Here is a 14,911-nt window from a genome sequence, read left to right on the forward strand (position 1 = left end):
ATCCTGGAAGCGATCTGGGCCGGCGCGGACGGCTTCCAAGAATCGCGGACGCTATGAAGCCAGGGTTCTGAGCTCAGAGCGTCGCCCTCGACCAGCCACCAGCTCCGCACAAACGGCATCGACGCACAACGCCGTGGTCGCCGAAGGCCGCGAAGGAGAGGCGGAAGGCCTCGCGGGTGGCGAGAGCTGCCGTCGCTGGATGGCGGGTGCGCTCGTTCGAGAGATTTGCTTCGTCGGGTTGCAAATGACGGTGAATACGTGAATTGTCTCGGCGAGCAGGCCACGGTTGTGCCCTGCTGATTCCGGCGTTTCGGATGCGGCTCGGAAGCACCGAGACGAGGTCCGGCGCCAATGGTGAGGCGCGACCGTGCTCGATAAGAAATCGGATGAACCTGTCGTTTCCGGGCTCGTAAAGGTATCCTGTTCGGCGTCCGACAACGTCAACGCCGCATTCTATCAAAACGCCATTCCCATCATTCGCGAGCTCGTCGTCGAAAATGACACGACCGATGAATTGCCCGAGATCACCGTCCACCTGATTGCGGAACCTCCTTTCATGTTTCCTGGCGTCTGGCGGATCGACCGTATCGCTCCACAGACGGCTCATCATTTGCGGCTGGTGGACCTGAAACTCGATCCGGCGTTCCTGTCCGGAGTCAACACATCTCAGCGTGGCGAAATACGCGTCCGCGTCGTTGCGCGTGGGGAGACGGTCGCTGAGCATGCCGTCCAAGTGAACGTCCTTCCGCCCTCCTTCTGGGGCGGCGTCAACTCGGCGCCCGAGCTCCTCGCTGCGTTCGTACGACCGACGGATCCGAGCGTCGACGTCATCCTGCACGAAGCCTCCGGGAAGCTCGCCGCAGCCGGACGCAAGGACTCGATGGACGGCTATGCGGGCGGCCGGAAGGCCCGCGCCTGGGAGATCGCCGACGCCATCTGGGCCGCACTCGTCTCCCGTTCGATCTCTTACGTCCTGCCCCCGAAGAGCTTCGAGCAGAGCGGACAACAGATCCGCGGCCCGGGCGACGTAGTGGTTCGTCAGGTCGGCACCTGCCTCGATCTGACGCTACTGTATGCGGCCTGCCTCGAACAGGCCGGCCTCAACCCCCTCCTCGTGCTGACCGAAGGACATGCCTTCGCGGGCGTCTGGCTGATCGACGAGGATTTCTCGAGCGCCGTCATCGACGATCCCCAAGCCTTACGAAAACGCGTCCAGCTCGAGGAGCTCGCGCTCGTCGAGACCACCTTGATGACCGGCGCGAATCCCGCTCGCTTTAAGCAGGCCGTCGAGGCCGCCAACAAACTGATCGCGGAGGACGCACAATCGACATTCGAAATCGCGATCGACGTGCGTCGCGCGCGCGCCACGAAGATCCGGCCGCTCGACATTGTCGGAGCGAACGAGGCCGCGATCAAGCCGCAGGACACGGTCAAGGTCGCGCAGGAGCTCGGCGAGATTCCGCCCTTCGAGGAGGAGCTCGATTGCAGGCGCGAACCCGCGACGGACCGGCCTGCCGATCGGTTGGAGACCTGGAAGCGGAACCTGCTCGACCTCAGCCTCCGTAATCGGCTCCTGAATTTCAAGGATTCGAAAGCTGTGATCGGGATCGAGTGCCCCGACCCCGCCGGGCTCGAAGATGCACTCGCCGGAGGGCAACGCTTCAAGATGGTCGGCAAGTCCAACGTGCTCGACGGCAGCGACGGTCGCGACGGCGCGCTGCTTGCGGCGCAGCGTAACGAGGAGGTGCGCAGGGCCTTTCTGCTGGACGCGATGGCGCGGGGCGAACTTCACACCACCGTCCCGGACACCGAGATCGAGACTCGGCTGACCGAGCTCTATCGGGCGGCCCGCCTCGCTTTCGAAGAGGGCGGCGCCAACGTCCTCTATCTTTGCCTCGGCTTCCTGAACTGGATGCCGCAGGACGGGGTCGGCCCCTACCGCGCGCCGCTCGTCCTTGTCCCGGTCCAGCTCGAGCGAAAGAGCGTTCGATCCGGCTTCAAGCTCGCGCTGCACGAAGACGAAGCGCGGTTCAATCCGACCCTGCTTCAGATGTTCAAGCAGGATTTCGACTTGTCGATGCCGGAACTCGCCGGCGAACTGCCGCAGGACGCCTCCGGTATCGATCTCAAGGAAATCTGGACGTCGGTCCGCCGGCACGTGAAGCAGATCAGAGGCTGGGAGGTGACCGAGCAGGTCGCGCTCGCTACGCTGTCCTTCACCAAGTACCTGATGTGGAAGGACCTGGTCGACCGGCAAGATCTTCTGAAGCGCAACCGCGTCGTCAGACATCTGATCGACACGCCGACCCACACCTACGAGGGCGGAAGCGGCGGCTTCGTGTCTCCCAACACGATCGATCAGGTCATCGAACCGGGTGATCTCTTCACGCCCCTTTCGGCGGACTCATCCCAGTTGGCGGCCGTGGTAGCGGCGCAGCGGGGCGCCGACTTCGTCCTGTTCGGACCGCCCGGCACCGGCAAGAGCCAGACGATCGCCAACGCGATCACCAACTGTCTGGCACACGGCAAGACCGTCCTGTTCGTGTCGCAAAAGACCGCGGCGCTCGAAGTCGTCCGCCACCGCATGCAGGCAATAGGGCTCGGCAACTATTGTCTCGAGGTCCATTCCACCAAGGCGCAGAAATCGAGCGTACTCGAACAGCTCGCGACGGCTTGGCGGGAGCGCGACGTGGCGACCGAGGACGATTGGGCGAGCGCTACCAGCGAACTCGCCAGGAAGCGCAACCAGCTCAACAAGCTCGTCTCGGCACTCCATCGCCGTCGTGCCAACGGCATGACGGCCTACGAGGCGTTCGGCCGCGTGGTCGCCGATCGCGATGCGCTCGCCGACGTCGGTCTGACGTGGCCCGCCGGTACTGTGCACACTCCCGAAGAGATCGCGAGGATGCGTGAATGCTGCGCTGAGATGCGGACGGCGCTGCAGGCGATCGGCGATCCGTGCGTGCATCCCCTGTCCGGCATCGAGCAGACAAGGTGGACTCCGGCCTGGGCTTCGACCCTGGCGCGAACTATCGATCGTGTCCAGGCGTCGCTCAGAGACCTTCAGTCCGCGGCGCAAGGACTCGCCCGGTCGATCAATCTTCGGGACGGCGATTGGGACGACTCCAAGCTACCGCAACTCATCCGCCTAGCTGGCGTCCTCATGCATGCAGACGCGGCCGACGGCGTCGTTTTGCTGGCCGACAATGGGACCGAACGCGTCCGCGCATTGACCATGATGCTCGACCTGATCAGCCGCATGCGCGATTGTGCAGGCGGCCTGTCCGCCGAATACAGCATGAAGGTCGTTGGTCTCGACATTCTCGGCCTCCAGCGGGAATGGGCGGAAGCGTGCGCATCGAACTTCGTAGTTCGGGCGAGCCGCAAGAACAAGATGCGTGCGGCGCTCCAGCCCTTCTGCACTCGCGGCGTGCCCGCCGACATCGGCAAGGATCTGGTCGTTCTCGCCCACCTTGCAGACTTCGTTCGCGAAATCGAAAATCTCAAGCCCATGTTCGGCGGGATGGAGCGGTTTTGGCACGGGCCTGCAACGAATGTCTCGCGCTTCGACGCGCTCATCGTTTGGGCCAACAACGCCCGCACAGCCGTAGATGCATTCGTCGACGACGAAGAAGCGTCGGCAGCGTTGCTCCGGAATATCACCGCCATGTTGGGCCGCGACCCGGCGCGCTTCCAAGCGGGCGGTAGCGCTCATCTCGCTTTTGAGCGCATGTACAACACCTTTCCGAAGATGCACACCGCCGCCAAGGAGCTCGGCGTATGCATCGGTCTCGACAAGCCCGAAGAAATCGTCGGGCTCGCGGCCGGCTGGATCGAGGCCCTCATCGAGCGGACCTCGCGTTGGAAGGCTCATCTCATCAAGGCGCCGCAATGGACGGCTTGGCAGTCCGCGGCGCAAACGGCTCGAACGGCCGGCCTCGGCCCCCTTGTCGCGTCGGCGGAAACGGGAGAAACCGCCGGCAGCCAGCTTCTTCGGTCGTTCGAATACGCCTATGCACGGTGGGTCGCCGAAACCATCGTGAACGAGGATGAGATCCTCAGCGGCTTCCTCGCCGACCGCCACGAAGCGGCGATCGAGGCCTTCATCGCGGCGGACCGCAAAGTCGGCGAGCTCGCGCGCCAAATCGTCAAGACCCGCATCGGCTCCGCCGTTCCCACGCAGACGAATTTCGGCAGGGATCCGGAGTGGGGCACGCTGGCACGCGAGATCAGCAAGAAGGCGAGGCAGATGCCGCTCCGCCAGCTCTTCGGCCGCATTCCGAACGCCCTCACGCAGCTCGCACCTTGCGTGATGATGAGCCCGCTTTCGATCGCGCAGTATCTGCCAGCTGACGCGAAACCGTTCGACGTGGTGATCTTCGACGAGGCATCGCAGATCCCGGTCTGGGACGCGATCGGAGCGATCGCCCGCGGAACCCAGGTCGTCATTGTCGGCGACCCCGAACAGCTTCCGCCCACGAACGTCGGGCAGCGCGGCGCCGGCGACGACGCGGATGACGACGGCAGCGTCGTTCAAAGCCAGCAGAGCATTCTGGACGAGTGCCTCGCCTCGAACCTCCCGAGCATGCGTTTGTCGTGGCACTACCGCAGCCGACATGAGAGCCTGATCGCGTTTTCGAACGCGAAGTACTACCGCGGCGAGCTCGTCACCTTTCCCTCCCCCGTCACGCGCGATACCGCCGTTCGGTACGTGCACGTCCAGGGCGGCGTCTACGAGCGCGGCGGTGCGAAGGTCAACCGCAAGGAAGCCGAGGCCGTCGCGACCGAGGTCGTCCGGCGCCTGAAGACGTCGACCCACTCGATCGGCGTGGTCACCTTCAACGGCGAGCAGCGGAAGCTCATCGAGAATCTCCTCGACCAGGCGCGACGCGCGGATCCCGAGCTCGAACGGCATTTCGATAAGTCGCAGACGCCCGAGCCACTGCTGATCAAGAACATTGAGAACGTCCAGGGAGATGAGCGCGACGTCATCATCTTCTCGGTCGCCGTAGGCCCCGACAAAACCGGCCGCGTGACCGCACAGGTCTCCTCGCTCAACGGCGAAGGCGGGCACCGCCGTCTGAACGTCGCCGTGACGCGCGCGCGCCGTGAGCTTCTCGTGTTCGCGACACTGCGTCCCGAACAGATCGATCTCGGGCGGACGGGCTCGCGCGGCGTGACCGACTTCAAGCACTTCCTCGAATTCGCCGAGCAGGGAGCCCGGGCGATCGCCGAAGCGTTCGCACCGACAGGTCGCGGCACGGATTCGCCATTCGAAGATGCGGTGATGAAGGCTCTCGAAGATAAGGGCTGGGTCGTTCACCCGCAGGTCGGCGTATCATTCTTCCGGGTCGATCTCGGTATCGTGCATCCGGACTTCCCGGGACGTTACCTCGCAGGGGTCGAATGCGATGGTGCGACCTACCACCGCTCGGCGACGGCACGCGACCGCGACCGACTACGCCAGATGGTCCTCGCCGATCTCGGGTGGCGGATCCGCCGCATCTGGAGTACCGAATGGTGGATGGACGCCCGCTCGGCGCTCGACAAGATCCACGCACGGCTGGAAGCCGATTTGGCCGAGGATCGAGCTTCGCGCGTCGCCACGGAGGCGGAGCTCCAACCCGAGGTAGCACCGGTCGAGGTGGACGCCGGACCGATTCCCGACGAAGAACGAAAGGTTATCCCGTTCGGGCCTCCCGCCGAGCCGAAGAACGGAAACGGACAGAACGACGGATACGGCACCGCAACGCCAATTCCGGAAGAATCAAATTCTGTCGAGCAACCGGCGAAGCTCTACGCGAAGGGTCCGGCTAGCGACACATCGGCTCCGGCGGCGATGGTTCCCTACGTGAAAGCCGATCCGGCCAATGCCGTCTCTCCGGAGCGCGAGAGATTCTACGACGTGGACTACCGCTCGAAGCTCCGCGAAATGGTCGACCACGTCGTATCCATCGAGGGGCCCATTTATCTGGATGTCTTGGTCGAGCGGCTTGCACGCGCACACGGCTTCCAACGTTCGGGCGAAAACGTGCAGAAGGTCGTCAAAGCGGCCTTGGGGCGGGACAGATACCCGACCTCGCGCGATGGCGATCGCCATGTGATCTGGAAGTCGGGTGAGATCGTGCCGGCCATCATCGCTTATCGAGACGGCGGCGAGCGGGTTCACGGCGACGTTCCGCTGTGCGAACTCGCGGGTCTCGCCCGAATGCTCAGCGCTGGTGGCCTAGACGCCAAAGAGATCGTGCGGGGAATGCAAATGCACTTCGGTCTCGGGCGCCTCGCTGCCTCCACGCGTGAGCGCTTCGAGGCAGCCCTCGAGATTTATCTCGGCGCGGACTGACGACGTCTACACGCGTCTGCGATCGTCGACCGTTTGCGAGGCCGTCTCTGGCCCGGCCGTTCGTTTTCCGTCGCTAGTCGATGCGCAGGACGCGCCATAACACTGTTTCGCAGAGCGCATGGTTGCGCGCGGTGCAACACTCGTTCGTTTGATTTGTCCGAGCCCAATTTGATAGGTCCATGGACAGTCGCGCGGCTCGCGGCATAGCCCTGCTAATCGGACCGGCGGCGCCAGGCATCAGGCCGGCGCCTCGAAATCGTAAGAAATGCGCCCGGCCGGCAGATAGAACAGCGCGATCACGGCGCCGCCCCGCACTTCCGGATAATGCCGGCTGCCCGGATCCGGCGCCGTCCAACCCGGTCCCTGCCACCCCTGCAGTCCCTTAAGCTGCGCACCCTTGTCGAGGGGAACGACTAAATTGAGCTCACCATAAGGGTGGCCGTGATACTGCCCGCGCAGCACGTCATGATGGTCCCCTTCCTTGAAACGGCGCGGGCCGGCGCTGTTCATGTAGACCGCGGTGATGCTGAACTGAAACGTCTCTGGGACCGGTTCAAGGATGCGGCTGCGCCGATAGCTCGGGCCCTCCACCTCCTGGTTCGCGGCCCAACCCTCGTCGACTCCCATTTTGATGAGGCGAGCCAGATCCTGGTACAGCGCGCTATGTTCTCCATAGGTCTCGTTGAGCCATCGCTCCATGGCCGCACCCGGCGTCATATCCTTGACCTCGCGCAGAAACGGAATGCTGCGTTCGATCAGTTGTTCCCGACTTCCCATGACCTTCTCCTGATCTAATCCTCGAAGCCCTTGAAGGAGGCAAATGCCTCCACAGCCGCGCGCGGCATCAGCCGCGTCCGCGGCCGCTCCATGGGGTGCCCCATCGAGATCCCGCAGACCACCATCTGCTCGGCGGGGATCGACAACAGCGGACGCAATGTCCGGTGGAATTTGGCGAAGGTTTCCTGCGGACAGGATTGCAGCCCGCGTCCCACTGCGGTCAGCATCACGTTCTGGATGAACATGCCGAGATCGAGCCAGCTTCCCACGGCCAGTCGCCGATCGATCGTGACGATCAACCCAACCGGCGCGCCGAAGAACACGAAGTTTTTTGCGGTCTGCCTGCGCCTCGCCGCCGTGTCGGTTTGCGCGATACCGAGCGAGTCGTAGAACAATCGCCCGAACTCCTGGCGGCCGCCGAGATACGGCTCGGGGAAGGCGCTGGCATAATATTGATATTCGGAGACGTGCTCGTTAGGTTCGTTCTCATACGCGTGAAGAAGCGCGGCGGACACCTCGGCCTTGGCGGCGCCGGCAAGCACATAGACGTGCCAGGGCTGGATATTGGCGCCGCTCGGCGCAAACCGCGCCACGCGCAGGATCTGCTCGATGGTCGATTGCGAGACCGGATTGCCCGAGAACTCGCGGCATGAGAGCCGGCCGGCGATCACCTCGTCGATCGAAGTGTGCGCGACTTCGCGCGCCGCTTCCTGGTCGATCACGCCCTCTTCACCAGCGAGCACCGCCGCTCTCCATTGGTAGGTCGCTTCCCCTGAGATCGTGGCCATTTGCGTGCGCCGCTTTGGACCGACTTCACGCAGGCTTTCATCGCTGTTCTCCTCCCTTCCCCGTGCGGGCAATTTTCACCAGAACGCCGGCGTTGCGGAAGTGAAAATCTTGCAGGTTGATCCTGAACGGGCCTCAGATGGTCGTTGGCGAGGCACTCCAGTAAGCTCTTGGGCAATCCGGTCAGTTGCATCCGGCGAACAGCTGGCCTTAACTGCCCATCCTTGCAAATTTCGCCGAGGCGAACGATCCGCCACAAACGGGATTCTCAGCGTGTCCGTTTCCTTCAAGACCCTGGACCTGAATCTGCTCAAGGTGTTCGACGCGGTCATGGAGGAGCGCAGCGTGCTACGGGCCAGCCAGAAAGTCGCGCTGAGCCAGTCCGCGGTAAGCCACTCGCTCGCGCGGCTGCGCGAGATGCTCGGCGACGATCTGTTCGTCCGCACTGCCACGGGCATGCAGCCGACGGCGCGCGCGTTGACGATGGCGCCGCAGGTTCGTCAGGCGCTGCGATCGTTGGAGGCTGCGGTCGAACTGCCGACCTTTGCGCCGGCGGTCTCCACCAAGCCGTTCACGCTCGCCGCCAATGACTTCACGACGATGGTGCTCGCACCAGCGCTGCTGAAGATATTGAGACAAGAGGCGCCGTCGATTGACCTCACCATCAAGCCGGTGACGCGGATTGATCTTGCCGAGCAGATCGACCTCGGCCGCATCGACGTCGCGATCGGCGTATTCTCGTCTCCGCCGAGCCGCTTCCGTACGGCTTTCTTGTTCGAATACGACGATGTGCTGATCGCCGGAGGCAACCGGCAGCTCGGACGGCTCGACAGCGCGAAGCTTGCCGCCTTGCCGCTGGTCGTTGTCTCCTTCGGCGGTGAGCAGGAAGGCGCGATCGGAGGCTTCATCTCGGAGCGCGGGCTGGCCCGGCGATCGGAGATGTATGACCGCGCCGCGCTTGAACGGGCGTTGTCCGAGAGCGACCGGCCGCCGCGAATCGCGGTTTCGCTGCCGCACTTTCTTGCTCTGCCTGCACTGCTGGCCGAGTCCGAACTGGCGGCGATCGTTCCACGACCGTTGGCACGCATTTTCGAGCAAGCGCACGCAATCACGATCTATGAGCTGCCCTACAGCACCACCCCCGTAGAGGTACGGATGCTGTGGCACGAGCGGATCGAGGGGGAGCCATCGCACGATTGGCTTCACGAGGTGCTCCGCCGCGCAACCAAAGAGCTGAGGCACGGGCGTTAGCTTATCCGGGCGGGAACGATGGCCCGTGTACTACCCTCGTTCGGCGTGCCAACCATATCCATCTCTTTGCGGCTCGGTTGTGCGCGAGTCGTCCAACTATGAGCCCGATACGCGCGGGGACTGCGTTGGGTGACGGTGCATCGAAACCGCCCGGACGTTGTATTCGCTGCTGCGCGCCTCAAGCGCCTTCTCGAAGAGGATATTGGCCGTCTTGCCTGACCATAGGCGAGCGACTTGTCGTAAGGATAGCGAACGAAATTCGATCGCGGCCTGCACACTTGCTTTGATCTACGAATGGCCGAGAGGTCTGCTGCAGCAGCATTCCTCGCCGCTATCGAAACTATACATGCCGGCTATTGGTAAGTTTCGTTTGTCGCTGCGATCATTGGATACCACTGTCGCAGGTTCCAAGAGTAACGCCCAGGCCAACCTCACTCAGTATCCGATCGCCCCGAATATATCCCATCGGACATCTTGATTCGGCGGTTAGCAACTTAACGCAGAGGTGTTCATCGGGCTCACGCTCGCTCCCCGAGGCGCTCAAGAGATATCCATGCCCTTCACATTGAACATCAACGGCAAGCCCCATGAGGTCGACGTCGACGGCGACATCCCGCTACTTTGGGTGCTGCGCGACGTGCTCGGCATGACCGGGACCAAGTTTGGCTGCGGCCAGGCGCTGTGCGGTGCCTGCACCGTGCATGTCGGCGGTCAGCCTGTCCGCTCTTGCCAAACAGCGGTCGACAGCGTTGGCGACAGTGCGATCACCACGATCGAGGCGATCGGCAAAACGCCGCAAGGCGCGGCCTTGCAGAAGGCGTGGTTGGAGCTGGAGGTGGTGCAGTGCGGCTACTGCCAGTCCGGTCAGATCATGTCGGCGGCGGCGCTGCTGAAGGATAGGCCGAAGCCGACGGACGAGGATATCGACGCCGCCATGTCCGGCAACGTCTGCCGATGTGGCACTTATCAGCGCATCCGCGCCGCGATCAAGCACGCTTCGGGAGTTTGAAATTATGGATGAACTTTTTCTGAAAGACGAGATTGCCGGTGAAACAGCGATGTCCCGGCGCGCCTTCCTTCAGGGCACAGGTTTGCTGCTTGGTTTTGCGCTGACCAGTGCAAGCATGGAGTCCGTCTTCGCGGCGCCTGCTTCGCAGGTGTTAGAAAACGAGGTCACGGGTCGTTTCGCACCGAATGGTTTTATACGGATCAATCCAACCGGCGCGGTGACCCTGGTCATTCCGATGATTGAGATGGGACAGGGCGTTTACACTTCGCTCTCGATGCTTCTCGCTGAAGAACTGGAGGTGAAGCTTGACCGGATTCAGGTTCAGCATGCGCCGCCAAATCATGCGCTTTACGTCAACTCGATCATAGGTATTCAAAATACAGGTGGTTCCGCCTCCGTCCGCGCCTTCTGGACTCCGCTCCGCCAGGCAGGGGCCGTCGGTCGTACTCTGCTGATCGCGGCGGCTGCAAAGCACTGGAATACCAATCCATCGGCTTGCCGCGCCAAGGATGGCGTCGTGTTCGACGCATCAGGCTCGAAGCATCTGAGCTACGGCGATCTCGCGACGGCTGCCGCGAAATTGCCTATGCCGCTCGCGGAAAGCGTCAAATTGAAGGATCCGAAGGATTTCACCCTGATCGGCACGCGTGCCAAGCGCGTGGATTCATCGATTAAGGTCGACGGGCGCGCGGTCTACGGCATCGATACGCGGCTGCCGGATATGAAGGTTGCAGCGCTTGCTATTTCGCCCGTGCTCGGTGGCAAAGCGAAAACCGTGAACGAGAAGGCCGCGCTGGCAGTAAAGGGCGTCCGGCAGGTGGTCAATATCGATGAAGCTGTTGCCGTGGTAGCGGATCATATGGGTGCGGCGAAGAAGGGGCTCGAGGCTGCCATCATCACGTGGGACGACGGGCCGAACGGCGGAATCAGCAACGCCGATATCGTCAAGCAGTTGGAGGAGGACTCCAAAAAGCCAGGTGCTATTGCCCGTGAGGATGGCGATGCCGCGAAGGCTCTTGCGTCGGCGGCGAAACGGGTTGACGCCATCTATGAGGTGCCTTTCCTGGCACATGCGGCGATGGAGCCGATGAACTGCACCGTCCACCTGCAGAAGGATCGTTGCGACATCTGGGTCGGAACACAGGCGCCTACGATCACGCAGTCTCTGGTGGTAGAACTCACCGGCCTGCCAAAGGAGGCAGTCAAAATTCACAATCATCTGATTGGCGGCGGCTTCGGCCGAAGGCTGGAGGCCGATGGCACCGTGCTCGCCGTCAAGATCGCCAAGCACGTCGATGGACCGGTCAAGGTGATCTGGAGCCGCGAGGAAGACATCCAGCACGACATGTATCGGCCGTACTATCTCGACCGTCTGTCGGCTGGACTTGATGAGGTCGGCAAACCGGTGGCCTGGACGCATCGGATCGCCGGCTCCTCTGTCATGGCTCGCTATTATCCTCCTTACTTCAAGGACGGATTGGACCCCGACGCCATCGAAGGGGCGGCCCAGCCGCCCTATGCGCTCCCCAATATCCACGTCGACTTTATCCGGGTCGAGCCGCCTGGCGTCCGGACATCTTGGTGGCGCGGCGTCGGACCGACTCACAATGTTTTTGTGGTCGAAAGCTTCATCGATGAGCTCGCTCATGCCGCGAAACAGGATCCGGTCGATTATCGCAAAGGATTACTGGACCACAATCCGCGGGCCCTCGCTGTTCTATCGCTAGCGGCGGAAAAAGCAGGGTGGGGATCACCCCTCCCCCCGCGGCACGGCCGCGGAATTTCGGTGCAATTCGCATACGGAAGTTACACATCCCAGGTCGCCGAAGTCGAAGTGGCGGCCGACGGCTCCGTCAAAGTCAAGCGGATCGTGTGTGCGATCGACTGCGGCATGTACGTCAATCCAGATACGATCGAAGCGCAGATTCAAGGTGGAACGGTTTTCGGCCTGACCGCCGCGCTCTATGGGTCCATCACTTTCAAGGATGGACGGGTTGAGCAAACCAATTTCGACAGCTATCTGCCGATGCGTATCGACGAGGTGCCGTTCGTGGAGACACACTTGATTAAGAACGCGGAGGCTCCGGGTGGCGTTGGTGAAGCTCCGACAGCGGCTGTCAGTGCTGCTGTGACCAATGCGATCTTCGCCGCGATCGGCAAGCGTGTGCGCCGACTGCCGATCGAGACAAGTTCCCTGAAATCGTCGTCTTAGTCCTTGTCCGTGACCGCGCGTCGCAGCGCGCAGTATCCCGGGCTAAAGTCCCCGAGCATGACGAATTCCGGAGTGCACAGCTCCTTGCTCGAAGTTACCTCTCAAAGGAATGCCGTCTTGGGTTGCAAACTCGATCCACTCAGAATCTCTACTGTGGGCACCCTGCTTAGGGCCGGCAGCCGAACTGGGCCCTTGTCCCTTCAGCTGTTCAGTGCAAGCTTGGCCTGCAGCGCGCTGCGCGACTGCGTCGAACACCTTATTGTTGTCAGCCACGATCTGCAGCGCGCTCAGAATTGAACTGCAGGATTTTCACTCCATACCAAGACGTTCTGGTCATATAGCCAGATCTGGGAAGGCAATCAGTCAGTGGCGCGAGCCGGCATGGCGACGCCTCGCTGACCTTAAGAGAACGGACTTCGGAGCACTGTCGCCACCAGTAGCCAGGCACCAATGGGCTATTACAGTCATGCACACTTCGAAAGCAGTTCCAACGCAGGCTCTCTTCGGCCAGAATCCTCCGCCGCCCACAGGCTCCGCCATCAGATTGTCTACAACAGACCTCGACAACTTGATGCAGGCGCTCGACATTGATGTCATCGCGCTGACCGAGATTCTGGTGCCCCAAGGCCATCGAGTCGAAATGGGAATGATTGACGCACCTGGGATCCACTACAATCTGAGTGGCGTGGGTCGCATATCGATCAACGGCGGACCCGAGATGCCGTTGAGCCCTCATTTGCTCATCATCGTGCCGCCAAATACTCCGTTCACGATCGAGGTTGACGGAGGAAGTGGCCCACCGAAGCTTATTTCGAGAGACTGCTGGACTCGTCAAGACGGCATCCTTCGCGTTGCGGTGCCGAACGAGCAACCCGAAATCGTACAGATATGCGGCTTTTTTAATGCATCCTTTGGTCGGTCTGTGAGGCTGTTCGGAGAACTCCGTGAACCGGTGATCGAGCAGTTCGAGCCAGCGGACAAGATCGGCCTGAAGCTTCGCGAGGCTATGGACGAGCTGCTGCAGCAAGAGGTCGGCGTTGGAGCCATGACAGCGTCTCTGCTCAAGCAAATCGTTGTCTCATTGGTGCGACGGTCCCTCAGGTCATCTCAGCGGTGGACTGAACGATTCTCGATACTTTCCGACAGGCAGGTCACCCGTGCTTTTGCAGATATGGTGGCGCGACCAGGAGCCCCCCATTCAGTTCAAAGCCTGGCACATAGTGCAGGATTGAGTCGCTCGGCGTTCATGGCGCGATTCTCGGCGATCTTTGGACAATCCCCGATGGTCGTCTTGCGAGACCTGAGAATGCGCCAGGCTGCGATCGATTTGACGACAACCACCGCGTCGATCGACGTCATTGCTCATAATGCGGGGTACGAGAGCCGTTCGAGTTTTGTGCGAGCTTTTCGTAAGACGTACAATCGAGATCCGAGCGACTATCGGCGGATAGCCAAGGAAAGCAAAGCTTAGAATGATGTCTGAGATGGCATGCGGGCCGCTGGCGTTATGCAATCTACGAGGAATACATACCCTAAGCGCGTCATGAAGAGTGCCTGAAGGCTGGACGTACGCAGCCAAAGGACGAGTTTGAGCGTCACACGCGAGCCTTGGGGACATGGTCCACCCTCCAGCGTTCCCGCCTTGGGCGGTTCTGCTCCAAGGGCTTCCTGTGGGCATCCCAATCAATCCTCACGGCTTGAGGAGGCGGCCTTCGCCAAAATGCCAATTCAACCGAACGAGTCTAACGTTCAGACCGAACAGGATTAACGTCTCCCTCGTCCTAAAGGAGGGAGCTTTTTTCCAGGGACGTAGGCACCACCCGAGATCGGAGAGTGGCTTGCGATCGAGGCTAAGCTCTCCTGGTCGTCTCGAATAGGAACCATGTGCGACGTTCCGCGTCGTCGATCCAGTTTTCGATCAGGCTAGCCGTGGCGACATCGCCATGTTCGTCGCAGACATGATGGGTTTGCCGCATGCGCCGGGCGAGCGACAGATTGTCTTCCTTCAGTTCGGCCAGCATGTCTTCGGGTGTGACGAAATCCGCATCATTGTCCCCAACACGCTTCACCCTGGCGATGTGGCCGACCGAGCGGATTGTTGTGCCGCCGATCTTGCGGGCTCTTTCGGCGATTTCGTCCGTCATCGCAAAGATCTGCTCGGCCTGCTCGTCGAGAAGGAGGTGATAATCCCGGAAATGCGAGCCTGACATGTGCCAGTGAAAGTTCTTGGTCTTGATGTAGAGCGCGAACACGTCCGCCAGAAGCGCCGTGAGGGCGGCCGAAATATCCTTGGTGGCATTGGAGCCGAGATTGCTCGGCGTGTCGAGCGATGCCTCGCGGCGCTTTCTGGCGTCTTCTAGACTCATTTTGATCACTTCCTAGTTGATGCAGTCTGCTGTTCGCTGGGGGGATGGCTCTGGATAAGCAAGTTGCGAAACTATTTCCCGAGTGGCAGTGGGTCACGATCACGAACACTCGGCCCGCCTGTCCTTCTGACAAGAGCACGGACGCTTTCCGCGCCGCCCCGCCCCGC

8 protein-coding genes are annotated in these 14,911 nt (G+C 61.7%); 5 read left to right on the forward strand and 3 right to left on the reverse strand.

Features of this window, described 5'->3' with window-relative positions:
* Positions 1 to 367 precede the first annotated feature (367 nt).
* Entirely contained in the window at positions 368 to 6,343 is a 5,976-nt protein-coding gene (locus P6U24_RS33005; RefSeq protein ID WP_407156581.1) for a DUF3320 domain-containing protein, read from the forward strand.
* Positions 6,344 to 6,580: 237 nt separating this feature from the next.
* Here the strand turns inward: P6U24_RS33005 and P6U24_RS33010 are convergent, their stop codons facing one another.
* Positions 6,581 to 7,120: a DUF4863 family protein gene (locus P6U24_RS33010; RefSeq protein ID WP_407156582.1), complete on the reverse strand. Its 540-nt coding sequence runs from the start codon at positions 7,118 to 7,120 to the stop codon at positions 6,581 to 6,583.
* 14 nt (positions 7,121 to 7,134) lie between these two features.
* Positions 7,135 to 7,908, reverse strand: coding sequence for a nitroreductase (locus P6U24_RS33015; RefSeq protein ID WP_407156583.1), 774 nt, complete (start codon positions 7,906 to 7,908; stop codon positions 7,135 to 7,137).
* Between P6U24_RS33015 and P6U24_RS33020 the strand changes: the two genes are divergently transcribed.
* From P6U24_RS33020 to P6U24_RS33035, 4 genes are all read left to right on the forward strand, one after another.
* Positions 7,901 to 9,157, forward strand: a complete 1,257-nt coding sequence (locus P6U24_RS33020; protein WP_407156584.1) for a LysR family transcriptional regulator — start codon at positions 7,901 to 7,903, stop codon at positions 9,155 to 9,157. The two genes, P6U24_RS33015 and P6U24_RS33020, sit on opposite strands and share 8 nt — an antisense overlap.
* Positions 9,158 to 9,710: 553 nt before the next feature.
* Positions 9,711 to 10,166 carry a (2Fe-2S)-binding protein gene (locus tag P6U24_RS33025; RefSeq protein ID WP_407156585.1) on the forward strand — a complete coding sequence of 152 codons (456 nt, stop codon included), beginning with the start codon at positions 9,711 to 9,713 and terminating at the stop codon, positions 10,164 to 10,166.
* A gap of 4 nt (positions 10,167 to 10,170) precedes the next feature.
* Entirely contained in the window at positions 10,171 to 12,378 is a 2,208-nt protein-coding gene (locus P6U24_RS33030; RefSeq protein WP_407156586.1) for a molybdopterin cofactor-binding domain-containing protein, read from the forward strand.
* A gap of 571 nt (positions 12,379 to 12,949) precedes the next feature.
* Complete coding sequence (locus P6U24_RS33035) at positions 12,950 to 13,849, forward strand: helix-turn-helix transcriptional regulator (protein ID WP_407156587.1); 900 nt, start codon at positions 12,950 to 12,952, stop codon at positions 13,847 to 13,849.
* Positions 13,850 to 14,228: 379 nt separating this feature from the next.
* Here the strand turns inward: P6U24_RS33035 and P6U24_RS33040 are convergent, their stop codons facing one another.
* On the reverse strand, positions 14,229 to 14,744 hold the full coding sequence (locus P6U24_RS33040; protein ID WP_407156588.1) for a Dps family protein: 516 nt from the start codon (positions 14,742 to 14,744) through the stop codon (positions 14,229 to 14,231).
* Positions 14,745 to 14,911 lie beyond the last annotated feature (167 nt).

This window comes from Bradyrhizobium sp. STM 3557 (assembly GCF_045571465.1).
Taxonomy (GTDB): Bacteria; Pseudomonadota; Alphaproteobacteria; order Rhizobiales; family Xanthobacteraceae; genus Bradyrhizobium.